Raw genomic sequence first — 21,924 nt, forward strand, 5'->3', positions numbered from 1 at the left:
GAATGCGATGGAAAAAGGAAAGGTCGTCGTCCTAGAGGATCGTGTGCCAAAGTTGAAAGAGCGGCGTCGTCAAAAAGCAAACCGCCGGCTGATTGCGTATTTGTTCTTCTTTTTTCTGTCCATCTTGTGCGTTCTTTATTTCCAATCGCCGCTTAGCGCGGTCAGGCACATTGAAGTGAGCGGCAACCGCCATTTGTCAGATGAGCGCATCATCAGCCTAAGCGGTGTGACGAAGCGGACAAGCTTTTGGAAAGTGAAGGAACAACAGGTGGAAGCGAACATCGCCCGCCATCCGGAAGTGAAAGAGGTAACGGTCAAAAAGCGGCTGCCGCATACGCTTGTCATTCATGTCCGCGAATGGCGGCGGATCGCCTATGTATACGATCAGCAAACGTTTTTTCCCCTGCTCGAAAACGGGCGGCTGCTGAAGAAGGAAGGCGTCAAAACGGCGCCGACCGATGCGCCTGTCTTGGTCGGCTGGAAAAACGGCGACGCCATTGCCGAGATGACGGGACAACTGGCCGAACTGCCGGCCGCCGTGCTTGGCGCCATGTCGGAAATTCATTACAAGCCGACGAAGGAGTATGAAGACCGCGTCATCGTCTATATGAACGATGGCTATGAGGTGAGCGCGACGATTCGGCGCTTTGCCGACAAGCTGGCGCATTATCCGGCGATTGTCGCCGCGCTGGACCGAAATGTCAAAGGAGTTATTCATTTGGAAGTCGGCAGCTACTTTGTTCCTTACGATCCGCCGAAAAAGGAGGATGACGATGAAGCGCCAAGCTCGTAGCCGCATCCTTCTGACGATCATTTGCTTTATTTTCGGTGCCATGCTCGGGTTTTCGTATCAGCACGCCAGCAAAGAAGCGTCCCGCCGCGAATGGAGGGACGGCGAGTGGAGCAAAGAGTATGAATATCGTTCGGCGCTTCTTTCTTTGCAAAAAGAAAACCGGTCGCTCAAGCAACAGCTTGTTCAAAAACAAGAGGAGCTGGCCGCATGGGAGAAAAAGCTTTCCGAGAAGCAGGAAAGCGAAGCCGGGTTGGCAGAGGAAGCGAAACAGCTGCGCATGTATATCGGAAAAGCGAGGGTGAAAGGGAAAGGCGTTGCAGTCACGCTTTCCGATTCCTCTTATATCCCCTCTGAAGCGAGCGCTACCGATTACATCGTTCACGAACAGCACGTCTGGAGCGTCGTTCATGAGCTGCTCATCTCCGGTGCTGAAGCCGTTGCCATTAACGGGCAGCGCATTTCCCATCGTTCGTACATCGTTTGCAACGGCCCTGTCATTGAAGTGGATGGGACGCCGCATGCAGCCCCGTTTGTCATTTCGGCGATCGGCAATCCGGATGTGCTCGCCTCCGCGCTCGGACTCCCTGGCGGCGTTGTCGATCAGCTCGTTGAAGACCATGTCGATGTGAAAGTGGAAAAGCAAGAGGCGATCGTTCTTGATCCGATTTTTGCGCCCAAACCATAAGAAAGGGCGGTGAAGCGCATTGCACCCAAAAAGACAGCTGTATTTTGCCGGAGTCGCCGCCGTGTTTGGCATGATGATCGCGGTGGGGCTGCGCACGACGCTGCCTGCAGAAGGACGCGACACGCGCGACATTTGGCAGCTGCGCGCCGATTTGACGAAAGAGCAGAAACTAGAACAGCAGCTGCTTGACGAGCTTGAAAAGTATGAGGAGCGGCTGCGCTACTATCGACAAAAAGAAGCGACAGGCGGGGCAGAGGCGCTCGAGACGACCGTCGCCGAACTTCGCGAAGAGGCCGGGCTGACGGAAGCAAAAGGCCCCGGTGTTGTGCTGACGATCGCGCCGCTTGCCGGCTATGTTGGGCCGGTCGCGGCAACCGTGTCGCCGGAGCTGCTGCAACGGCTGGTCAACGAGTTGAATAAGTACGGAGCGAAAGAAATCGCCATCGGTGGGGAGCGGCTGACGAATGGGACGGCGATTCGCGACGTCAACGGCATCACCAAAGTCGGGCTCCGCCCCGTAGGGCTGCCCACCACCGTCAAAGTGATGGCCGATGATGTCGATAAGCTGTACAGCGGATTGTCTGTTTCCCCGATTCGCGATGACTTTGCCGTTGAAAATCTGGACTTGGCGATCTCTCCCCCTCAACCAACCGTTGTCCTTCCGCCTGCTTCCGCGCGGCCGAATGTCAAGTATATGGAAACGGTCAACGCCGGCAAGGAGGGGAAATAGGATGTGGCTGCCGCTTCTCGGATTGCTGCTTGGGTTTGCCATCGGCGTTCTTGCCGGCTGGGAAGTTCCCGATGCGTATTCCAGTTATTTATCGATTGCCATTTTGGCTGCCTTTGATACATTAATAGGAGGGTGGCGCGCCCATTTGCAGCAAACGTATGACGAAATGGTATTTATAACGGGATTTTTTTTCAACATTGTTCTTGCTGCAACTTTAACTTTTCTTGGGGTGCATCTTGGTGTAGACTTGTACTTAGCAGCCGTGTTTGCTTTCGGCGTTCGCCTTTTTCAGAACATGGCCATCATCCGCCGCCTTTGGCTTGCCGAGTGGGCGAAGCGGCGGCAAAATCGTGAAAAAAGTTAAGCGAATGACAGGGAAAGTCTTTTCGCGTGTTGAATTATTTATGAAAGAAAACTAGCAAACGCAACAACCGTTCATAGATGAAAAGAGTGGGGAAATTTCAGCCGAAAAAGGAGGTGTCGCTGCTTACTGAAACGCCGGCCGGCACCGGCGCGTTTTTAGTAGGCAGATGCCAAAAGATGAGCAGCAATGAGATCGTCGTGAGCTTAGATGTGGGAACATCGAGCGTCAAAGTCATCATCGGAGAAATGCTAGGAAGCTCCATCAATATTATGGGAATTGGCAATGTCAAATCAGAAGGGCTGAAAAAAGGTGCGATTGTTGATATAGATAAAACGGTGCATTCCATCAAGCGCGCGGTCGAACAAGCGGAACGGATGGTCGGATTGTCGATTCGCCGCGTCATCGTCGGGGTGACGGGAAGCCATATTCAGCTTCATGATTGCCATGGCATCGTGGCGGTGGCAAGCGAAAACCGTGAAATCAGCGATGAAGATGTCGCGCGCGTCATCGATGCGGCTCAAGTCGTCTCGATTCCCCCCGATCGGGAGATTATTGGCGTCGTTCCGCGCCAGTTTATCGTCGATGGACTGGACGGCATTCATGACCCGCGCGGCATGCTCGGCGTCCGTCTGGAAATGGAAGGGACTATGATCACTGGCGCGAAGACCGTGTTACATAATCTTCTTCGCTGCGTGGAGCGGGCCGGCTTGGAGATCAGCGACATTTGCCTTCAGCCGCTAGCCGCCGGCTCGCTTGCGCTGTCCGATGACGAGCGGCATTTGGGAGCGGCGTTGGTCGATCTTGGGGGCGGCTCGACAACGGTAGCCGTCTTTGAACAAGGGGCGCTTCAAGCCGTTTCCTCGCTGCCGGTCGGCGGTGAGCATATTACGAAAGATTTGGCGATCGGGTTGCGAACGACAACGGATGACGCGGAAAAAATCAAACTGAAGCACGGGCATGCGTGCTACGATTACGCTTCTGAAGAGGAAGTGTTCAGCGTTCCGATCATGGGCACGGATCAGCACCAGCAGTTCAGCCAGCTCGAGATTGCTGACATTATTGAGGCGCGAGCGGAAGAAATGCTGCAAATGGTCCAGCAGGAAGTGCGCCGGCTCGGGTTTCGCGATCTTCCCGGCGGCTATGTGCTGACCGGCGGCGTGGCCAATCTGCCGGGGCTGCTTGAATTGGCCCATATGGTGCTCGGGACAAGCGTTCGCGTTGCCATGCCAGACTATATCGGCGTGCGTGACCCGCAATATACGGTTGGCGTCGGGCTGCTCAAGTTCGCCTATCGGCAGGCGCAGCTGCAAGGGAAAGCGGTCCCGGCCGCTGCTGCCGCGGAGCCAGCGGACCGCCCCGCGCCGAAACAGCAGATGAAGCCAAAAAAGAAAGAGGACCATTTCGGAAGGAAAGTCAAACGATTTTTCGGTTCTTTCTTCGAATAGAGATTGAAATGTAGGAGGATTCGGCTATGTTGGAGTTTGAGACAACGGTTGATCAGTTGGCAACGATCAAGGTGATTGGGGTCGGGGGCGGCGGCAACAACGCCGTTAATCGAATGATTGAGCACGGGGTGCAAGGTGTCGAATTTATCGCAGTCAATACCGATGCGCAGGCGCTCAACTTGTCAAAAGCGCCGATCAAGCTGCAAATCGGGGCAAAGCTGACACGCGGCTTAGGTGCGGGGGCGAACCCGGAAGTGGGAAAAAAAGCGGCTGAGGAGAGCAAGGAGCAAATCGAAGAGGCGCTGCGCGGCGCCGACATGGTGTTTGTCACCGCCGGCATGGGCGGCGGCACGGGAACGGGAGCAGCGCCGGTCATCGCCCAAATCGCCCGTGAATTAGGGGCGCTGACGGTCGGTGTCGTGACCCGTCCGTTCACCTTTGAAGGGCGGAAACGCGCAACCCAAGCGGCCAGCGGCATCGCCGCCATGAAGGAAGCGGTCGACACGCTCATCGTCATCCCTAACGATCGGCTGCTCGAAATTGTGGACAAAAACACGCCGATGCTCGAGGCGTTCCGCGAAGCGGACAACGTATTGCGCCAAGGGGTGCAAGGCATTTCCGACTTGATCGCTGTGCCGGGGCTCATCAACCTTGACTTCGCCGATGTGAAAACGATCATGTCCAATAAAGGCTCGGCATTGATGGGGATTGGCATCGCCAGCGGGGAAAACCGGGCGGCGGAGGCGGCGAAAAAGGCCATCTCCAGCCCGTTGCTCGAAACGTCCATCGATGGCGCGCAAGGCGTGCTCATGAACATCACCGGCGGGATGAACTTGAGTTTGTATGAGGTGCAGGAAGCGGCCGATATCGTCGCTTCGGCGGCCGATCAGGAAGTGAACATGATCTTCGGTTCCGTGATTAACGAGAACTTAAAGGATGAAATCATCGTGACGGTCATCGCGACCGGATTCAACGAAAACGTCGCTTCGCAGTCGCGTCCGTCGCGCATCGGCACGGCAACGAAGGCCGCGCCAGCACCGAAACGGGAAAAGCGCGACGAACCGGCGCAAGATTACGCGGCGCTCCGTTCAGGGCAAGCGGAAGACCCGCTCGATATTCCCGCCTTCTTGCGAAACCGCAACCGTCGCCGCTAGCAGCGGCCGCAGATAGTAACAGCTGCGGACGGCAACGGACGACAGCAACCGCCTATAGCGATGAAAGAGAGGCTGACCCAAAAGGTTATCTCTCTTCAAGATTGGCACAACGTATCGTGCGGCAGAAGCAGTCAGCCCGTATATATAGCAACGAAAGAGGGTGTCTCGATCCTTTTCGGGACACCCTCGTTTTTTTGCTTAGGTGTTGACGTGCGCTTGCCGCCTCTTGGCATCGGTGGGGAACGGGCCGCATGGAAGCGTGCGGCGGGCGCTTCTTTTCGTTTGGCTGCCGCTTGTTTCAGCAAACACGGTCAGGCGGCCGCGCCCTTGGGTTTTTCGGTTTCGCTTTTTGTTCCCCTTGGCATGATGCGACACGAAACGAAACGGCTCCTTGGCGCTTGCCGTTGATCTGCCGCGATTCCCCTCGCTTTGACAAAACATCCTTTTTTTCACGGCCATCGATTGACAGACTTCCTGCTGGCAGGTGCTATATACTTGTTTCAGACAAAGCCGCTGGGGGCAGGGGAGGGCTTTTTGTTTTGGTCGTCTATCTCGATGTTATTTGGCTGTTGAACGTTTGCTTTGACGCGCTGCTTCTGTGGCTGACGGCGCTTATGCTCAAGCGGCCGATCGTCTGGTGGCGATTGTTGGCCGGAGCGCTCATCGGCTCCATGCTCGTGGTGCTGTTATTCACCCCTGCTGCCGCCATCGCCCAACATCCGCTGAGCAAAATCGGCGTGTCGGTGCTGATTGTGCTCGCCGCTTTCGGTTTTAAGCGGCCGCGTTATTTGCTTGAAAACATGCTGGCGTTTTATTTTGCTACCTTCGCTGTCGGCGGCGGCATGCTGGCGGTCCATTACTTTTTCGCCCAGCATTGGTCGGTTCGGCAAGGGCTTCTTTTCATGCGCCAGCCCGGAGCGGGCGACCCGATCAGCTGGCTGTTTGTGATCGTCGGGTTTCCAGTTTTATGGCTGTTTTCGCGCCGCCGTGTGGAAGCGATTCGCGAAAAAAAACTTCGGTTTGAGCATATCATCGACGTCACCGTCATCTGGGACGGGCGAACGCTCGCGCTCCGCGGCTTGATTGACAGCGGAAATCAGCTCGTCGATCCGCTGACGAAAACGCCGGTGATGGTGGTGGAGCGGGAAAAAGCGAAAGGGGTGCTGCCGGAAGACTTGCTCGTTTGCCTCGGCAGCCATGCGTCCTTAGACGCTCTTCCAGAACGATGGATGGACCGTCTTCGCCTCATCCCGTATCGCTCCGTTGGCAGCGGCCCGCAATGGATGATGACCATTAAGCCGGATGGCGTAATGCTGCGGTATGAAAACGAGTGGCTGGAGGTGACGCACGGGCTCGTCGCGCTCAGCACGGAACCGTTGTCAGCCGATGGGGAGTATGACTGCATCGTCCATCCGAAAATGGTACAGACGGGAAGGAACGTAACGGCTTCGTAGGCGCTTCTTGGCCTGCCGGAGCGGTAGGCCGTGCTTAATGGGAAAAAACAGTCGGTTTCGTAGCTCGTTACTATATCATACTCGCTTTTGATGCGTTTAGAAGGGGGATTTTCATGAAAAGATGGAAATTTCGTTTCATGTACTGGCTGTATAAGCTGCTGGCGAAAATCGGCCTGAAGGCGGATGAAATTTATTATATCGGCGGCAGTGAGGCGCTTCCCCCGCCGCTGACAAAAGAGGAGGAAGAGCAGCTGATCGCGCGGCTTGCCGCTGGCGATGAGACGGCCAGATCGCTGCTTATTGAGCGCAACTTGCGCCTCGTCGTTTACATCGCGCGCAAGTTTGAGAACACCGGCATTCACATTGAAGATTTGATCAGCATCGGAACGATCGGCCTCATCAAAGCGGTCAACACGTTCAACCCGGAGAAAAAGATCAAGCTGGCCACATACGCCTCCCGCTGCATTGAAAACGAAATTTTAATGTATTTGCGCCGCAACAATAAAGTGCGGGCCGAAGTATCGTTTGATGAGCCGTTGAATATCGATTGGGACGGCAATGAACTGCTGCTGTCCGATGTGCTTGGCACAGAAGACGACGTCATTACGAAAGACTTGGAAGCGGACGTCGACCGGCGCCTGCTGCTCAACGCCTTGCGCCAGCTGAGCGATCGTGAGAAGCAAATTATGGAGCTGCGTTTTGGCCTGTCAGGCGGTGAAGAAAAAACGCAAAAAGATGTCGCTGATTTGCTCGGCATCTCGCAATCGTACATATCGCGGTTGGAGAAGCGGATCATTAAACGGTTGCGCAAAGAATTTAATAAAATGATGTAGACAGGCGGCGGGGCGAGGCTTCGCCGCTTTTTCCATGTTGGACAGGCTGTGCATATTTTTCCCTCCCGAGGAGATACTGAAAACTGACGACTTAGCATCTCCTGATGGGAGGGAACAACTTGACAAGGAACAAAGTCGAGATTTGCGGCGTAGATACTTCGAAGCTTCCCGTCCTCAAAAACGAGGAAATGCGTGAACTGTTTCGGCGGATGCACGAAGGGGATTTAGAAGCGAGGGAAAAACTAGTCAACGGCAATTTACGCCTCGTGTTGAGCGTCATTCAGCGCTTCAACAACCGCGGCGAGTTTGTAGATGATTTATTCCAAGTCGGCTGCATCGGACTTATGAAATCGATCGATAATTTTGACCTCAATCAAAACGTGAAATTTTCCACCTATGCGGTTCCCATGATTATTGGCGAGATTCGCCGCTATTTGCGCGACAACAACCCGATCCGCGTCTCCCGCTCGCTGCGCGACATCGCCTACAAAGCATTGCAAGTGCGGGAGCGGCTCATGAGCGAGACGGCGAAAGAGCCTTCGACAGAAGAGATCGCGAAAGAGCTTGGCGTTGCCCATGAGGAAGTCGTTTTCGCCCTTGATGCCATTCAAGATCCGGTTTCATTGTTTGAGCCGATTTACAATGATGGCGGCGACCCGATTTACGTGATGGATCAGCTGAGCGACGAGCGCCACCGTGACAGCCAATGGATTGAAGAGATCGCCCTGAAGGAAGGGTTGCGGCGGCTGAATGAGCGGGAAAAAATGATCATCCGGAAACGGTTTTTCCAAGGAAAAACACAAATGGAAGTAGCCGAGGAAATCGGTATTTCCCAAGCGCAAGTGTCAAGGCTGGAAAAAGCGGCGATCCGGCAAATGAACAAAAACATTCAAGTGTAACGGCTGCCTAGGCAGCCTTTTTTCTTTGGTACATAACCGTTCCGCGCCCGTCATATAGATGAAAGAGAGGGAAGAGGAAAGGCGGGGAAGAATCGATGATGAGAATTTCCGAGTTTCAGACGAAAGATGTCGTCAATGTGGCCAACGGAAAAAAGCTTGGCAATATTGGCGATATTGACATCGATTTAGATACGGGCAAAATTCGTTCGCTCATCATTCTAGGCGCCGGAAAAATGCTTGGGCTGTTCGGGCGCGAGGAAGCGATCGTCATTCCGTGGCAAAACATTGTCAAAATTGGCGCTGATGTCATTTTAGTTCGCCTTCACGATGCCGATGGGGGATGAACAACGCGCCCGCGGGCATGGGGGACGCGTCCGCGCGCCGGCCCGCTGTCCCCGCTGCGCCTGGCGTTTTGTGGCGCTTTAGGGTGCAGTGTCGATGGGGCGGAGGGATCGGCACTCGGCTGCCGCAGCGCTACGTTTCGCGACATCACCGGCAAGATTTCGACAAAATCACAAATAAAGGTTATCATCCGTCAACAAACTATGATAAAATAGGAAAAAAGTGATGAAAAAACGACAAACAGGCGTGGAGTTGACGCGAATGCCGGATGTGTTTCAACACGACTCCCACGGCTGGCTCCGCTGTACGGCACCCCCGTTTGCTGGGGCGGTCGTTGGGATGACGACAAAACAAGGAGGAGAAAGCAAAGGGGCGTTTGCCTCGCTTAATATGGGGCTGCATGTCGGCGACGAGCGCGCGGCTGTCGTCAACAATCGCCGCCGCCTCGGAGAATGGCTCGCTTTTCCGCTTGAGCATTGGGTGTGTTGCGAGCAGGTGCACGGTGCCGAGATTCAGAAAGTGACCAAACACGACCGCGGGAAAGGGACCGATGATTGGGGCACCGCCATCCCGGGCGTTGACGGGCTGTACACAGCGGAGCCGGGGGTGTTGTTGGCTCTTTGTTTCGCTGATTGCGTGCCCGTTTACTTGGCGGCGCCGTCGGCGGGACTGGTCGGCCTTGTTCATGCCGGCTGGCGGGGAACGGCGCGCGGGATTGCCCCAAAGATGGTGCAGCATTGGCGGTACCAGGAACGGGTGGAGCCAGACGCCATGTATGTCGCCATTGGCCCCGCTATCGGTCCGTGCTGCTACACGGTCGATGATCGGGTGATCGCCGGTTTGCGCGCGACTCTTCCGAAGGATTGCCCGCTGCCATGGCGGGAAACAAGCCCTGGGCAATATGCCCTCGATCTCAAGGAAGCCAATCGGCTTCAGTTGCTCGCCGCCGGTGTTCCGAACAGCCAAATTTGGGTGTCCGAGCGCTGTACAAGCTGTGAGGAAACGCTGTTTTTTTCCCACCGCCGCGACCGCGGGACGACCGGAAGAATGGTGGCGTTCATCGGCCGAAGGGAGGAATGATCATGACGGTGCGCGACAACTTGGCTCTCATCCGCCGACAAGTGGAAGCGGCTTGCGCGCGCGTTGGCCGCAACCCGGCCGACGTACGCATCATCGCCGTCACGAAATATGTGGATGCGGCAAGGGCGCAAGAAGTGCTCCATGCTGGCATCGGCGACTTGGGTGAAAACCGTTCCGAGCAGCTGCTCGAGAAATACGAAGCGCTCGGCAATCGGGCGACATGGCATTTTATCGGAACGCTTCAATCGCGCAAGGTGAAAGAGGTCATCGACAAAGTCGATTACATTCATTCGCTCGATCGCCTGTCGCTCGCCAAAGAGATCGAGAAGCGGGCGGCGCGGCCGGTGAAATGTTTTGTGCAGGTGAACGTATCCGGCGAGGCGACGAAACACGGACTCGCTCCCGAGGAGACGATCCCGTTTATCGAGCAGCTTCGCTCGTTTTCCCGCATCGAGGTAGTCGGATTGATGACGATGGCGCCGCACACGGATGACGAGGTGGTGCTGCGCTCCTGCTTCCGCCGTTTGCGGGCGCTGAAGGAGCGCGTTCAGGAGTTCGGCTGGGCTCATGCGCCATGCACCGAGCTGTCGATGGGCATGTCGAACGATTACGTGATCGCGGTTGAGGAAGGAGCGACATGGATCCGCATCGGCAGCGCTCTAGTTGGATCACTGTAGGAGGTGGATTCGGTGGGATTGATGAAAAAATTTCGTGATTATTTTTTAGAAGAAGATTACGAAGACTATGAAGAAGAGTACGAAGCGTCGCAGCCGGAAGAGGAAGCGCCGGCGCCGAAAGCGGCGAGCAAATCGAACGTTGTCAGCTTGCAAAGCGTGCAAAAATCGGCGAAAGTCGTGCTTGTCGAGCCGCGCGTGTATGCCGAGGCGCAGGAGATTGCCGACCATTTGAAAAGCCGGCGCGCCGTCATCGTGAATTTGCAGCGCATTCAGCACGAACAGGCGAAGCGGATCGTCGACTTTTTAAGCGGCACCGTGTACGCCATTGGCGGCGACATTCAGCAAGTCGGCGCGAAAATTTTTTTATGCACGCCGGAAAATGTCGATGTCAGCGGTTCGATTTCGCTTGACAGCGAGGATGACAGACCGATGAAGAGGTGGTAGCGCTTGGATTATGTGCTTACATTTTTGACGACGTTGATTCAAGTGTATTCGTACGCCTTGATCATTTACATTTTGATGTCGTGGTTTCCGAATGCGCGCGACTCGCGGTTCGGTCAGCTGCTCGCTACCATTTGCGAGCCGTATTTAGAGCCGTTTCGGCGCGTCATTCCGCCGCTTGGTATCATTGACATTTCACCGATCGTCGCCTTTCTTGTCCTTGAGTTTGCGACGAGGGGGCTTTATGCCTTGTTTGACATTCTTGAAGCGCAAATTTAGGGGCGGCGTTGGCGGCTGAACCGATCGGTTTGGCGGGGAGGGGCATCGCCCGCTCGTTGCGCGGGCCGGACGACGCTCCGTTCTTGCGCCGGTGTTGGAAGCGGAACGGACAATATGTCTGTCTTTCGTTGAGGAAAGCAAGGTGAAATTTGATGGAATGGTATCAGCATTTTCGCCAAGAGGAGCGCCCGTTCATCGATCAAGTGCTCGAGTGGAAGGAGATGGTGAGCCGCCAATACGCTCCGAAGCTGACCGATTTTCTTGATCCGCGCGAGCAGCAGATCGTGCAAAGCCTCATCGGCAGCGGCGGGGACGTGCGCGTTTCCTTTTTTGGCGGGGCTTCGTTTGCCGAACGCAAGCGCGGGCTGCTTTATCCGCCCTATTTTGCCCCGGAGGAAAACGATTATGAGATCGCGCTTTTTGCCGTTCGTTATCCGGCGAAATTCGTCTCCCTCGGGCATCGCGATGTTCTCGGCGCGCTCATGTCGCTCGGATTGCGGCGGGGCAAATTTGGCGACGTCCTTGTTCAAGGTTCGGACATTCAATTTTTTGCCGCTGCCGAAGTCGCCGACTACGTCCGTCTGCACATCGAAGCGATCGGCAAAGCTCCGGTGGCGTTGGAGCCGCTGCCGCTTTCCGCTGTCTTGCCGGTTGAAGAACGATGGCAAGAAGGGACGGTGACCGTCTCTTCGCTTCGATTGGATGCGCTGCTTGCTCAGGCGTTCCGTCTCGCGCGCGAGAAAGCGCGGGCGCTGGTGGAAAACGGGCTTGTCAAAGTCAACTGGAAAGTGGTGGACAAGCCCGATTTTCTCTGCGGCCCAGGCGATGTATTGTCGGCGCGCGGGTTTGGCCGCTGCAAGCTAATGGCTGTGGAAGGACCGACAAAGAAAGAGCGCTGGCTCGTGCGCATCGGTTGGCAAAAATAATCGAATGGCAGCAGGAAATCGGCAAACCTTGTCGAAGAAAGAAGAAAAGGAACGATGAAGACGGAGGTGGCCGCTGTGCCGTTAACGCCATTAGATATTCACAACAAGGAATTCAGCCGCGGATTTCGCGGATATGATGAGGATGAAGTCAACGAGTTTTTGGATCAAATCATTAAAGATTACGAAATGCTCATTCGCGAGAAAAAGCAGCTCGAAGATAAAGTAGCGGAGTTGACAGAGAAGCTGAACTATTTTTCCAATATTGAAGAAACGCTAAACAAGTCGATTCTCGTCGCCCAAGAAGCGGCTGAGGAAGTCAAGCGAAATGCGCAAAAAGAGGCGAAGCTGATCATTAAGGAGGCGGAAAAAAACGCCGAGCGCATCATCAGCGATGCATTGGCGAAATCGCGGAAAATCGCCCTCGAGATCGAGGAGCTGAAGCGGCAGTCGAAAGTGTTCCGCGCCCGTTTCCGCATGTTGGTCGAGGCCCAGCTCGATATGATCAACAGCCGCGATTGGGACGAGTTGATGGAGTATGAGGCGCCGGATTTGGAAGAAGGGGCGAGAGAACCGCTGTCACAGCCTTGACGAACGGAAGGCGTTTCAGTTATAATGATTGGCAAAAATCGCCGCATCAGCCGCCTTAGGAGGCGGTTGGCTTTTTTCCGTTATGAATTGCGAATAACCATCGACGATGAAAGGGACAGTAGCTCTTGCACGACCGGTCGCAGCGAGCCGGGGATGGTGGAAGCCCGGCATCGGCGCAAGAGTGAACATCACCCTGGAGTTCCATGCCGAAACAACGAGTAGGACATGGCGCGTCATTCCCGTTACGAATGAAAAGTGGGCCTGTGCCTTTGCATGGCCAAAAAGGGTGGTACCGCGAGACCGTTCTCGTCCCTTGCCGGGAGAGAACGGTTTTTTATTTGGAATTATATTGTTCAAAGGAGGAGCAGCGATGGATTACAAAGACACATTGCTCATGCCGAAAACCGAGTTTCCGATGCGCGGCAATTTGCCGAAGCGGGAACCGGAAATGCAAAAAAAATGGGAGGACATGGACATTTACCGGAAAGTGCAGGAGCGGACGAAAGGCCGGCCGCTGTTTGTTCTGCACGACGGCCCGCCGTACGCCAACGGCGATATTCATATGGGGCATGCGTTAAACAAAATTTTAAAAGATATCATTGTCCGCTATAAATCAATGAACGGTTTTTGTGCGCCGTACGTGCCGGGCTGGGATGCGCACGGCTTGCCGATTGAAACGGCGCTTACGAAACAAGGAGTCGACCGCAAATCGATGAGCGTCGCTGAGTTTCGCAAGCGGTGTGAGCAGTACGCGTATGAACAAATCGACAACCAGCGCCGGCAGTTCAAGCGGCTCGGGGTGCGCGGCGATTGGGATAACCCGTATATCACCCTCAAGCCGGAATACGAAGCCCAACAAATTAAAGTGTTCGGCGAAATGGCGAAAAAAGGGCTCATTTACAAAGGACTGAAGCCGGTCTATTGGTCGCCGTCGAGCGAATCGGCGCTCGCTGAAGCGGAAATCGAATATAAAGATAAACGGTCGCCGTCAATTTATGTCGCGTTTCCGGTCAAAGACGGCAAAGGCGTGCTGGACGGTGATGAGCGGATCGTCATTTGGACGACGACGCCGTGGACGATTCCGGCGAACTTGGCGATTGCCGTTCATCCGGAGTTGGACTACCATGTCATCGACGCCAACGGGCAGAAATACGTCGTCGCCGCCGCCTTGGCCGAATCAGTGGCGAACGAAGTCGGCTGGGCGTCGTGGTCCGTCGTTAAAACCGTAAAAGGAAAAGAACTTGAGTACGTCGTCGCGAAACATCCGTTCTATGAGCGCGATTCGTTGGTCATCTGCGGCGAGCACGTCACGACCGACGCCGGCACCGGCTGCGTCCATACGGCGCCGGGCCACGGGGAAGACGACTTTCTCGTCGGGCAAAAATATGGGCTTCCGGTGCTCTGTCCGGTTGATGAGCGCGGCTACATGACCGAGGAAGCGCCCGGGTTTGCGGGTCTGTTTTATGAAGAAGCGAACAAGGCGATTACGCAAAAGCTCGAAGAAGTTGGAGCGCTCCTGAAGCTCGGCTTTATCACCCACTCGTATCCGCACGACTGGCGGACGAAGAAGCCGACGATTTTCCGGGCGACGACGCAATGGTTTGCCTCGATTGATAAAATTCGCGGCCAGCTCCTTGACGCCATTAAGGAAACGAAATGGGTGCCAGAATGGGGCGAAATCCGCATCCATAACATGGTGCGCGACCGCGGCGACTGGTGCATTTCCCGCCAGCGCGTGTGGGGTGTGCCGATTCCGGTCTTTTACGGCGAAAATGGCGAGCCGATCGTCACCGATGAGACGATCGAGCATGTGTCGAACTTGTTCCGCCAATACGGCTCGAACGTTTGGTTTGAGCGCGAGGCGAAAGACTTATTGCCGGAAGGGTTCACCCATCCGTCAAGCCCGAACGGTCTGTTTACGAAAGAAACGGACATTATGGACGTCTGGTTTGACTCCGGCTCGTCGCATCAAGCGGTGCTCGTCGAGCGCGATGATTTACAGCGTCCGGCTGATTTGTACTTGGAAGGGTCTGACCAATATCGCGGCTGGTTCAACTCGTCGTTGTCGACGGCGGTCGCCGTTACCGGCAAAGCACCGTATAAAGAGGTGTTAAGCCACGGCTTCGTTTTAGACGGCGAGGGGCGGAAAATGAGCAAATCGCTCGGCAACGTCGTCGTGCCGGCGAAGGTGATGGAACAATTTGGCGCCGACATTTTGCGCCTTTGGGTCGCCTCCGTTGACTATCAGGCCGACGTGCGCATTTCTGACCATATTTTGAAACAAGTGTCGGAAGTGTACCGGAAAATCCGCAACACGTTCCGGTTTATGCTCGGCAATTTGTTCGACTTCGATCCGAACCAAAACGCCGTTCCGGTTGGGGAGCTTGGCGAAGTCGACCGCTATATGCTGGCGAAGCTGAACAAGCTGATCGCCAAAGTGAAAAAGGCGTATGACAGCTACGATTTCGCCGCCGTCTATCATGAGATGAACCATTTTTGCACCGTGGAATTGAGCGCGTTTTATTTGGATATGGCGAAAGACATTTTGTACATCGAAGCGGCTGATTCGCGCGCCCGCCGCGCCGTGCAGACGGTGCTGTACGAGACGGTTGTCGCGTTGGCGAAGCTCATCGCGCCGATTTTGCCGCATACGGCCGATGAAGTGTGGGAGCATATCCCGAACCGGAGAGAAAACGTCGAAAGCGTCCAGCTCACCGACATGCCGGAGCCGATCGCCATCGATGGCGAAGAAGCGCTGTTGGCGAAATGGGATGCGTTTATGGATGTGCGCGATGATATTTTCAAAGCGCTCGAGAACGCCCGCAATGAAAAAGTGATCGGCAAATCGCTGACCGCCAGCGTCACGATTTATCCGAAAGACGAGGCGCGCAAGCTGTTGGCGTCGCTTGACGCTGATTTGCGCCAGCTCCTCATCGTCTCTGCCTTTTCGATCGCCGATGAGCCGTACGACGCCGCACCGGCCGAAGCCGAACGGCTTACCCATGTGGCGGTCCTCGTCCGCCCGGCCGAAGGCGAGACGTGCGAGCGGTGCTGGACGGTGACGAAAGAAGTCGGCGCCGATCCATCGCATCCAACGCTTTGCCCGCGTTGCGCACATATCGTGAATGAACATTATTCCGCGTAACGAAAAGCGGCAGGCTGCCTTGGGGCGGCCTTGCCGCTTCATTTGTTTGCCATGGCGAATTATGCTACAATGCAAAAAGGATGAATGAGAAGGACAGGGGGACTTGGCACGGTGGCATACTATTGGATTGCGGCGGCGGTCATCATCCTCGATCAATGGACGAAATGGCTTGTCGTCCGCTATATGCGGCTTGGGGAAAGCATCCCGATCATCGATAATGTGCTCTACATTACGTCGCACCGCAATCGCGGGGCGGCATGGGGCATGCTGCAAGGGCAGTTTTGGTTGTTTTATTTAGTGACAGTCATCGTTGTGGCAGGAATCATTATCTACATCCGCCGCTTGCAGCCTTCGGAACGATTGGCCGGCGTGGGGCTTGGGCTGATGCTCGGCGGGGCGATCGGCAATTTTATCGACCGCGTATTCCGGAAAGAAGTGGTCGACTTTATTCATACGTACATCGGCACTTACAGCTTTCCGGTGTTCAATATCGCCGACTCGGCGCTGACCGTCGGCGTCATCTTGCTGTTTATTCATCTATTTTTTTTCGCGACACCAGAGAAAGGGAATGAGTAGATGGACACGATCACGTTTCACATCGAAGACGAATATGACGGCGAGCGGATCGATAAAGTGATCGCGGCGCTAAATGACGAATGGTCGCGTTCGCAAGTGCAGCAATGGATCAAAAACGGGCTCGTGACGGTCAACGGCCGCACGGTGAAGGCGAATTACAAATGTGAAGCGGGCGACTCGGTCGCCATCTCGCCGCCGGAGCCAGAGCCGCTTCATGTGGAACCGGAGCCGATTCCGCTCGACATTTATTACGAGGACGAGGATGTCCTTGTCGTCAACAAACCGCGCGGCATGGTCGTCCACCCGGCGCCCGGGCATATGCGCGGCACGCTCGTGAACGCTTTGCTCGCCCATTGCCGCGACCTCTCCGGCATCAACGGCGTGCTGCGCCCCGGCATCGTCCACCGGATTGACAAAGATACATCGGGGCTATTGATGGTGGCGAAAAATGATGCCGCCCATCGCTCGCTTGTTGAGCAGCTCGTCAACAAAACGGTGACGCGCCGCTACAAGGCGATCGTCCATGGCGTCATTCCGCACGATTACGGCACGATCGACGCTCCTATCGGCCGCGACAAACGCGACCGAAAAAAAATGGCGGTCACCGAAGAAAACGGCAAAGAAGCCGTCACCCATTTCCGCGTGCTCGAGCGGTTTCGCCAGTATACGTATGTCGAATGCCAGCTGGAAACGGGACGGACGCATCAAATTCGCGTCCATATGAAATATATCGGCTACCCGCTCGCCGGCGACCCACAATACGGGCCGAAAAAGACGCTCCCGATCGATGGTCAGGCGCTTCATGCCGGGGTGCTTGGCTTCCATCACCCGCGAAGCGGCGACTATTTGGAATTTGAAGCGCCGTTGCCGCCGGAGTTTGCCGAGCTGCTCGAATGGTTGCGAAAAAACGATTGACAAACGAACACGCTCCCTTTACAATGAGAACAGGTGAACAGGAACCTTTAAGTTCAGTCCTGTGAGGCTGAAAAGGGGTCGGATCAACAAGAGATAGGCAGCGTATGCCCGTTTTTTGAAACAGGATGGGCCGCACCCCCCGCTTCACAGGCGGGGGATTTTTTTGTGCAAACAGGAAAACGCGAGCAAAACGTCATCGACCATTGGACGAAGCCGAGGGCTGGCGCCGATGCATGAGAGCGGCAGGCCCGATTGGAGGAGGTGGACGGAATGCAAAAGGCGGTTGTAATGGATGAACAGGCGATTCGCCGCGCGTTGACGCGCATCGCCCATGAAATCATCGAACGGAACAAAGGCATTGACGGCTGCGTGCTGGTCGGCATCAAAACGCGCGGCATTTACTTGGCGCGCCGCCTGGCTGAGCGGATCGAGCAAATTGAAGGGGCGCCCATTCCGGTCGGCGAACTCGATATTACGCTGTACCGCGACGATTTGACGGTGAAAACGGATGACCATGAGCCGCTTGTCAAAGGAACGAACGTCCCGTTTCCGGTCAGCGAACAAAAAGTGATTTTGGTTGATGACGTGCTGTTTACCGGCCGGACGGTGCGGGCGGCAATGGATGCCATTATGGACTTGGGCCGCCCGGCGCGCATCCAGCTCGCTGTGCTCGTTGACCGTGGGCATCGAGAACTTCCGATCCGCGCCGATTTCGTCGGCAAAAACATCCCGACCTCGAGCGCGGAAATGATTGTCGTCGAACTGTCCGAAGTCGATGGCGTCGATCAAGTATCGATTCATGAAAAATAGCGCAAGCTCCCTTTTAAGCGCAGTCCCGCGAGGCTGCCAAAGGGGCGGAATGGTTTCGGCTGTTTCTGCACCCTCTTTGTGCCTTCGCGGGCCAAAGAGGTTTTTTTGTGCACACGAGAAGATACATTCGCTGATTAGGCGAAAGGAGCGAAGAACATGAACAAACCGGTGTTGGATATTCAAGAGCGCCCGACGGTCGGGCAATGGGTGACATTAAGCTTGCAGCACTTGTTCGCGATGTTCGGGGCGACGATTTTGGTGCCGTATTTGGTCGGGTTGGATCCGTCGATCGCCTTGCTCACGAGCGGGCTTGGGACATTGGCGTTTTTGCTCATCACGAAATGGCAAGTGCCGGCGTATCTCGGTTCATCGTTCGCCTACATCGCGCCGATCATTGCCGCGAAAACGGCCGGCGGCCCGGGGGCGGCGATGATTGGCAGCTTCCTCGCCGGATTGGTGTACGGCATTGTCGCTCTCATCATTAAAAAAGCGGGCTACCGCTGGGTGATGAAACTGTTGCCGCCCGTTGTCGTCGGCCCGGTCATCATCGTCATCGGTCTCGGCTTAGCCGGCACAGCGGTCGGGATGGCGATGAACGGCCCGGACGGCAAATACAGTCTGCTCCACTTTTCCGTTGCGTTGGTGACGCTTGCTGCCACGATCATTTGCTCGGTGCTGGCGCGCGGCATGTTGAGCCTGATTCCTGTGCTTGTCGGCATTGTCGTCGGCTATGTTTACGCCCTCGCCGTCGGACTGGTTGACTTGTCGAAAGTGGCGGCGGCAAAATGGTTTGAATGGCCGGATTTCCTCATCCCGTTTGTCGACTATCCGGTGCACGTCACGGCGCAGATCGTCATGCTCATGGTGCCGGTGGCGATCGTCACCTTGTCGGAGCACATCGGCCATCAGCTTGTGCTAAGCAAAGTCGTCGGCCGCGACCTCATCCAAAAGCCCGGGTTGCATCGCTCGATTTTAGGCGACGGCACGGCGACGATGATTTCCGCCTTGCTTGGCGGGCCGCCGAAAACGACGTACGGGGAAAACATCGGCGTGCTGGCCATCACAAGGGTGTACAGCGTCTATGTGCTGGCTGGCGCAGCGGTCATCGCGATCGCTTTCGGCTTCGTCGGCAAAATTACGGCGCTGATCAGCTCGATTCCGACGCCGGTCATGGGCGGCGTCTCGATCCTGCTGTTTGGCATCATCGCCTCGTCCGGCTTGCGCATGTTGGTCGACAGCCGCGTGGATTTCGGCGAAACGCGCAATTTAGTCATCGCCTCGGTCATCTTAGTGATCGGCATCGGCGGCGCGGTGCTCAAAATCAGCGAGAGCTTCCAAATCACAGGAATGGCGCTCTCAGCGATTGCCGGCGTCCTGCTCAATTTAGTGCTGCCGGGGCGGCCGTCAGAAGTGGAAAACATGTTTGAAGAAGAAAAAAACGACCATGTCGCTTAATCGAACAGCACCTTTTAATTAAGTCCCGTGAGGCTTAAAAAGGTGTGAAACGAAGCGCACCGGGCCGGAGTCTGCCCTCGGCTCCACCGGGTGCCCATCATCACACCTTGCCTCGCTGGCAAGGTGTTTTTTTATCAAAAACGAAAAGGGAGAGAAACCGATGACCCATCTGCTCACGTTAAGCGAACTGCCGCTTGCCGACATCAACCGCTTGCTCGACGAAGCGGAAGCGTTCCGCCGCGGGCGCCGGTGGCGTCCGGCGGCGCCGATGTATGTCGCCAATTTGTTTTTCGAACCGAGCACGCGCACGAAATGCAGCTTCGAGATGGCGGAACGAAAGTTAGGGCTTCACGTCATTCCGTTTGACCCGGAACGCTCGAGCGTGCAAAAAGGGGAAACGTTGTACGACACGGTAAGAACGCTGGAAGCGATCGGTGTTGACGCCGTTGTCATCCGCCATCACGAAGATGCCTATTTCGAAGCGCTCCGTCATGCGGTTGGCATCCCGATCATCAACGCCGGCGACGGCTGCGGGCATCATCCGACCCAATCGCTCCTCGATCTGCTCACGATTCGCCAAGAGTTCGGGACGTTTGCCGGGCTGACGGTGGCGATCATCGGCGACATTCGCCATAGCCGCGTCGCCCGCTCCAATGCAGAAGCATTGACAAGACTTGGCGCCAACGTGTTGTTTTCCGGCCCGCCGGAATGGGAAGACGATGCGAATCCGTACGGGACATACGTGGAACTCGATGAGGCCATCGTCCGCGCTGATGTCGTGATGCTGCTGCGCATTCAACACGAGCGCCACGCCGAAGCCATGGGGCTGACGAAGGAAGAGTACCACGTGCGTTACGGGCTGACGCTCGAACGGGCGCGGCGGATGAAGCCGGGCGCCATCATCTTGCATCCGGCGCCGGTCAACCGCGGGGTCGAAATCGCGAGCGAGCTGGTCGAAGCGAAACCGTCGCGCATTTTTAAACAAATGGAAAACGGCGTCTACGTGCGGATGGCGGTCTTAAAACGGGCGATGGAAGGGAGAATCGAACATGGCCGTATGGTTGAAACATGGCATGTCGTTCAATAAAGAAGGGAAGCTCGTGCCAACCGATGTGAAAATCGAGGGCGGACGCATCGCCGCCATCGGCCGGGAGCTGCCGGTCGACGGGGAAGGGAACGTGGTGGACGTTCAAGGAAAGCTGATCGCCCCCGGGTTGATTGACGTGCACGTCCATTTGCGCGAGCCGGGCGGCGAAGCGAAAGAAACGATTGAAACAGGCACGCTCGCCGCGGCCAAAGGCGGCTTTACGACGGTGGCGGCGATGCCGAACACGAATCCGGTGCCGGATCGGAAAGAACAGATGGAGTGGCTTTCGCGCCGCATCCGCGAGACGGCGCACGTCCATGTGCTGCCGTATGCGGCGATTACGATCGGGCAAAAAGGGGAAGAGCTGACCGATTTTGCGGCGTTAAAAGAAGCGGGGGCGTTCGCCTTTACCGATGACGGCGTCGGCGTCCAGTCGGCCGGGATGATGTTCGAAGCGATGAAACGGGCCGCGGCCCTCGATATGGCGATCGTCGCTCACTGCGAAGACGATACATTGAAAAACGGTGGCGCGGTGCATGACGGCGATTTTGCCCGCCGATATGGGCTCGCCGGCATCCCGTCCGTCTGCGAGGCGGTGCACATCGCCCGCGATGTGCTGCTTGCTGAAGCAGCCGGATGCCATTATCACGTCTGCCACATCAGCACGAAAGAATCGGTGCGCGTCGTCCGCGATGCGAAGCGGGCCGGCATCCGCGTCACCGCCGAAGTGACGCCGCACCATCTTCTCTTGTGCGATGAGGACATTCCGGGGCTGGATGCGAATTACAAAATGAATCCGCCGCTGCGCAGCCGCGCGGACCGCGAGGCATTGATCGAGGGCCTGCTCGATGGGACGATCGATTTGATCGCCACCGACCACGCACCGCATACGGCGGCGGAAAAAGCAAAAGGGATCGAGGTGGCGCCGTTTGGCATCGTCGGATTGGAAACGGCGTTTCCGCTCTTATATACGCATTTGGTTAAAACGGGCCTCGTTACGTTGAAACAGCTCATCGATTGGCTGACGATCAAGCCGGCGCAATGCTTTGGCCTTGACGCCGGACGGCTTGAAGTCGGGGCGCCGGCCGATCTGACGGTCATTGATTTGGAAACGGAAGAAACGATCAATCCAGAGACGTTTGCTTCAAAAGGAAACAATACGCCGTTTGCCGGTTGGGCATGCCAAGGCTGGCCGGTGATGACGTTGGTCGGCGGAACAATCGTATGGGAGAAAGGAAGGGCATGA

At 56.0% G+C, this 21,924-nt stretch carries 23 protein-coding genes and 1 other annotated feature; all 23 genes read left to right on the forward strand.

What is annotated here, in order from left to right; translation table 11 throughout:
- Window positions 1-7: 7 nt before the first annotated feature.
- The 23 genes from divIB to GC56T2_RS05510 all read left to right on the forward strand — a co-directional run bounded on the left by divIB (window position 8) and on the right by GC56T2_RS05510 (window position 21,924).
- Window positions 8-793 (forward strand): cell division protein DivIB, encoded by a 786-nt coding sequence (gene divIB / locus GC56T2_RS05400; protein ID WP_144973606.1) that lies wholly within the window; start codon window positions 8-10, stop codon window positions 791-793.
- Complete coding sequence (locus tag GC56T2_RS05405; protein WP_144973609.1) at window positions 774-1,478, forward strand: DUF881 domain-containing protein; 705 nt, start codon at window positions 774-776, stop codon at window positions 1,476-1,478. Before divIB ends, GC56T2_RS05405 begins: the two co-directional genes overlap by 20 nt.
- 70 nt (window positions 1,479-1,548) lie before the next feature.
- On the forward strand, window positions 1,549-2,208 hold the full coding sequence (locus tag GC56T2_RS05410) for a DUF881 domain-containing protein (RefSeq protein ID WP_051985111.1): 660 nt from the start codon (window positions 1,549-1,551) through the stop codon (window positions 2,206-2,208).
- 1 nt (window position 2,209) lies between these two features.
- Window positions 2,210-2,572 (forward strand): small basic family protein, encoded by a 363-nt coding sequence (locus GC56T2_RS05415; protein WP_033022217.1) that lies wholly within the window; start codon window positions 2,210-2,212, stop codon window positions 2,570-2,572.
- A 176-nt stretch (window positions 2,573-2,748) separates the two neighbouring features.
- Entirely contained in the window at window positions 2,749-4,017 is a 1,269-nt protein-coding gene (ftsA, locus tag GC56T2_RS05420; RefSeq protein ID WP_144977070.1) for a cell division protein FtsA, read from the forward strand.
- 26 nt (window positions 4,018-4,043) lie between these two features.
- A complete protein-coding gene (ftsZ, locus tag GC56T2_RS05425; protein ID WP_144973611.1) occupies window positions 4,044-5,171 on the forward strand; it encodes a cell division protein FtsZ in 1,128 nt (375 codons plus the stop codon).
- Window positions 5,172-5,710: 539 nt separating this feature from the next.
- Window positions 5,711-6,625 (forward strand): sigma-E processing peptidase SpoIIGA, encoded by a 915-nt coding sequence (spoIIGA, locus tag GC56T2_RS05430; protein WP_144973613.1) that lies wholly within the window; start codon window positions 5,711-5,713, stop codon window positions 6,623-6,625.
- 113 nt (window positions 6,626-6,738) lie between these two features.
- Window positions 6,739-7,458 (forward strand): RNA polymerase sporulation sigma factor SigE, encoded by a 720-nt coding sequence (gene sigE, locus GC56T2_RS05435; RefSeq protein WP_033022225.1) that lies wholly within the window; start codon window positions 6,739-6,741, stop codon window positions 7,456-7,458.
- A 119-nt stretch (window positions 7,459-7,577) separates the two neighbouring features.
- Window positions 7,578-8,357: an RNA polymerase sporulation sigma factor SigG gene (gene sigG, locus GC56T2_RS05440; RefSeq protein WP_033022326.1), complete on the forward strand. Its 780-nt coding sequence runs from the start codon at window positions 7,578-7,580 to the stop codon at window positions 8,355-8,357.
- 95 nt (window positions 8,358-8,452) lie between these two features.
- Complete coding sequence (locus tag GC56T2_RS05445; RefSeq protein ID WP_033022226.1) at window positions 8,453-8,701, forward strand: YlmC/YmxH family sporulation protein; 249 nt, start codon at window positions 8,453-8,455, stop codon at window positions 8,699-8,701.
- 259 nt (window positions 8,702-8,960) lie between these two features.
- Window positions 8,961-9,779, forward strand: a complete 819-nt coding sequence (gene pgeF, locus GC56T2_RS05450; RefSeq protein ID WP_033022327.1) for a peptidoglycan editing factor PgeF — start codon at window positions 8,961-8,963, stop codon at window positions 9,777-9,779.
- Window positions 9,780-9,781: 2 nt separating this feature from the next.
- Window positions 9,782-10,456, forward strand: a complete 675-nt coding sequence (locus GC56T2_RS05455) for a YggS family pyridoxal phosphate-dependent enzyme (protein ID WP_144973615.1) — start codon at window positions 9,782-9,784, stop codon at window positions 10,454-10,456.
- 12 nt (window positions 10,457-10,468) lie between these two features.
- A complete protein-coding gene (locus tag GC56T2_RS05460; protein WP_033022235.1) occupies window positions 10,469-10,900 on the forward strand; it encodes a cell division protein SepF in 432 nt (143 codons plus the stop codon).
- Between the two features lie 3 nt (window positions 10,901-10,903).
- Window positions 10,904-11,176 (forward strand): YggT family protein, encoded by a 273-nt coding sequence (locus GC56T2_RS05465; protein ID WP_144973617.1) that lies wholly within the window; start codon window positions 10,904-10,906, stop codon window positions 11,174-11,176.
- Between the two features lie 152 nt (window positions 11,177-11,328).
- Window positions 11,329-12,102, forward strand: a complete 774-nt coding sequence (locus GC56T2_RS05470; RefSeq protein ID WP_033022239.1) for a YlmH family RNA-binding protein — start codon at window positions 11,329-11,331, stop codon at window positions 12,100-12,102.
- Between the two features lie 75 nt (window positions 12,103-12,177).
- Window positions 12,178-12,690 (forward strand): DivIVA domain-containing protein, encoded by a 513-nt coding sequence (locus tag GC56T2_RS05475; RefSeq protein WP_144977074.1) that lies wholly within the window; start codon window positions 12,178-12,180, stop codon window positions 12,688-12,690.
- A 97-nt stretch (window positions 12,691-12,787) separates the two neighbouring features.
- Window positions 12,788-13,007 (forward strand) — a binding site (T-box leader).
- Window positions 13,008-13,060: 53 nt separating this feature from the next.
- Window positions 13,061-15,835 carry an isoleucine--tRNA ligase gene (gene ileS / locus GC56T2_RS05480; RefSeq protein WP_144973619.1) on the forward strand — a complete coding sequence of 925 codons (2,775 nt, stop codon included), beginning with the start codon at window positions 13,061-13,063 and terminating at the stop codon, window positions 15,833-15,835.
- 84 nt (window positions 15,836-15,919) lie between these two features.
- The gene (lspA, locus tag GC56T2_RS05485) at window positions 15,920-16,411 is read left to right on the forward strand and encodes a signal peptidase II (RefSeq protein ID WP_144973621.1); all 492 of its coding nucleotides are present in this window, start codon (window positions 15,920-15,922) and stop codon (window positions 16,409-16,411) included.
- Window positions 16,412-17,326 carry an RluA family pseudouridine synthase gene (locus tag GC56T2_RS05490; protein ID WP_144973623.1) on the forward strand — a complete coding sequence of 305 codons (915 nt, stop codon included), beginning with the start codon at window positions 16,412-16,414 and terminating at the stop codon, window positions 17,324-17,326.
- Window positions 17,327-17,596: 270 nt separating this feature from the next.
- On the forward strand, window positions 17,597-18,136 hold the full coding sequence (gene pyrR / locus GC56T2_RS05495) for a bifunctional pyr operon transcriptional regulator/uracil phosphoribosyltransferase PyrR (RefSeq protein WP_031410515.1): 540 nt from the start codon (window positions 17,597-17,599) through the stop codon (window positions 18,134-18,136).
- Window positions 18,137-18,292: 156 nt separating this feature from the next.
- A complete protein-coding gene (locus GC56T2_RS05500) occupies window positions 18,293-19,591 on the forward strand; it encodes a solute carrier family 23 protein (protein WP_144973625.1) in 1,299 nt (432 codons plus the stop codon).
- Between the two features lie 160 nt (window positions 19,592-19,751).
- Complete coding sequence (locus GC56T2_RS05505) at window positions 19,752-20,678, forward strand: aspartate carbamoyltransferase catalytic subunit (protein WP_144973627.1); 927 nt, start codon at window positions 19,752-19,754, stop codon at window positions 20,676-20,678.
- Window positions 20,641-21,924, forward strand: coding sequence for a dihydroorotase (locus GC56T2_RS05510; protein WP_144973629.1), 1,284 nt, complete (start codon window positions 20,641-20,643; stop codon window positions 21,922-21,924). The genes GC56T2_RS05505 and GC56T2_RS05510 overlap by 38 nt, the downstream gene beginning before the upstream one ends.

The organism is Geobacillus sp. C56-T2, from assembly GCF_007829715.1.
Classification (GTDB): Bacteria; Bacillota; Bacilli; order Bacillales; family Anoxybacillaceae; genus Geobacillus; species Geobacillus icigianus.

Coding starts and splice junctions, on each gene's coding strand:
- divIB (WP_144973606.1), top strand. CDS start 8: ATGGAAAAAGGAAAGGTCGTCGTCCTAGAGGATCGTGTGCCAAAGTTG.
- sigE (WP_033022225.1), top strand. CDS start 6,739: ATGAAAAGATGGAAATTTCGTTTCATGTACTGGCTGTATAAGCTGCTG.
- ftsZ (WP_144973611.1), top strand. CDS start 4,044: ATGTTGGAGTTTGAGACAACGGTTGATCAGTTGGCAACGATCAAGGTG.
- GC56T2_RS05455 (WP_144973615.1), top strand. CDS start 9,782: ATGACGGTGCGCGACAACTTGGCTCTCATCCGCCGACAAGTGGAAGCG.
- GC56T2_RS05445 (WP_033022226.1), top strand. CDS start 8,453: ATGATGAGAATTTCCGAGTTTCAGACGAAAGATGTCGTCAATGTGGCC.
- GC56T2_RS05470 (WP_033022239.1), top strand. CDS start 11,329: ATGGAATGGTATCAGCATTTTCGCCAAGAGGAGCGCCCGTTCATCGAT.
- GC56T2_RS05490 (WP_144973623.1), top strand. CDS start 16,412: ATGGACACGATCACGTTTCACATCGAAGACGAATATGACGGCGAGCGG.
- pyrR (WP_031410515.1), top strand. CDS start 17,597: ATGCAAAAGGCGGTTGTAATGGATGAACAGGCGATTCGCCGCGCGTTG.
- GC56T2_RS05500 (WP_144973625.1), top strand. CDS start 18,293: ATGAACAAACCGGTGTTGGATATTCAAGAGCGCCCGACGGTCGGGCAA.
- lspA (WP_144973621.1), top strand. CDS start 15,920: ATGAGAAGGACAGGGGGACTTGGCACGGTGGCATACTATTGGATTGCG.
- pgeF (WP_033022327.1), top strand. CDS start 8,961: ATGCCGGATGTGTTTCAACACGACTCCCACGGCTGGCTCCGCTGTACG.
- GC56T2_RS05505 (WP_144973627.1), top strand. CDS start 19,752: ATGACCCATCTGCTCACGTTAAGCGAACTGCCGCTTGCCGACATCAAC.
- GC56T2_RS05405 (WP_144973609.1), top strand. CDS start 774: ATGAAGCGCCAAGCTCGTAGCCGCATCCTTCTGACGATCATTTGCTTT.
- ileS (WP_144973619.1), top strand. CDS start 13,061: ATGGATTACAAAGACACATTGCTCATGCCGAAAACCGAGTTTCCGATG.
- GC56T2_RS05510 (WP_144973629.1), top strand. CDS start 20,641: ATGGCCGTATGGTTGAAACATGGCATGTCGTTCAATAAAGAAGGGAAG.
- ftsA (WP_144977070.1), top strand. CDS start 2,749: ATGAGCAGCAATGAGATCGTCGTGAGCTTAGATGTGGGAACATCGAGC.
- GC56T2_RS05410 (WP_051985111.1), top strand. CDS start 1,549: ATGATGATCGCGGTGGGGCTGCGCACGACGCTGCCTGCAGAAGGACGC.
- GC56T2_RS05415 (WP_033022217.1), top strand. CDS start 2,210: ATGTGGCTGCCGCTTCTCGGATTGCTGCTTGGGTTTGCCATCGGCGTT.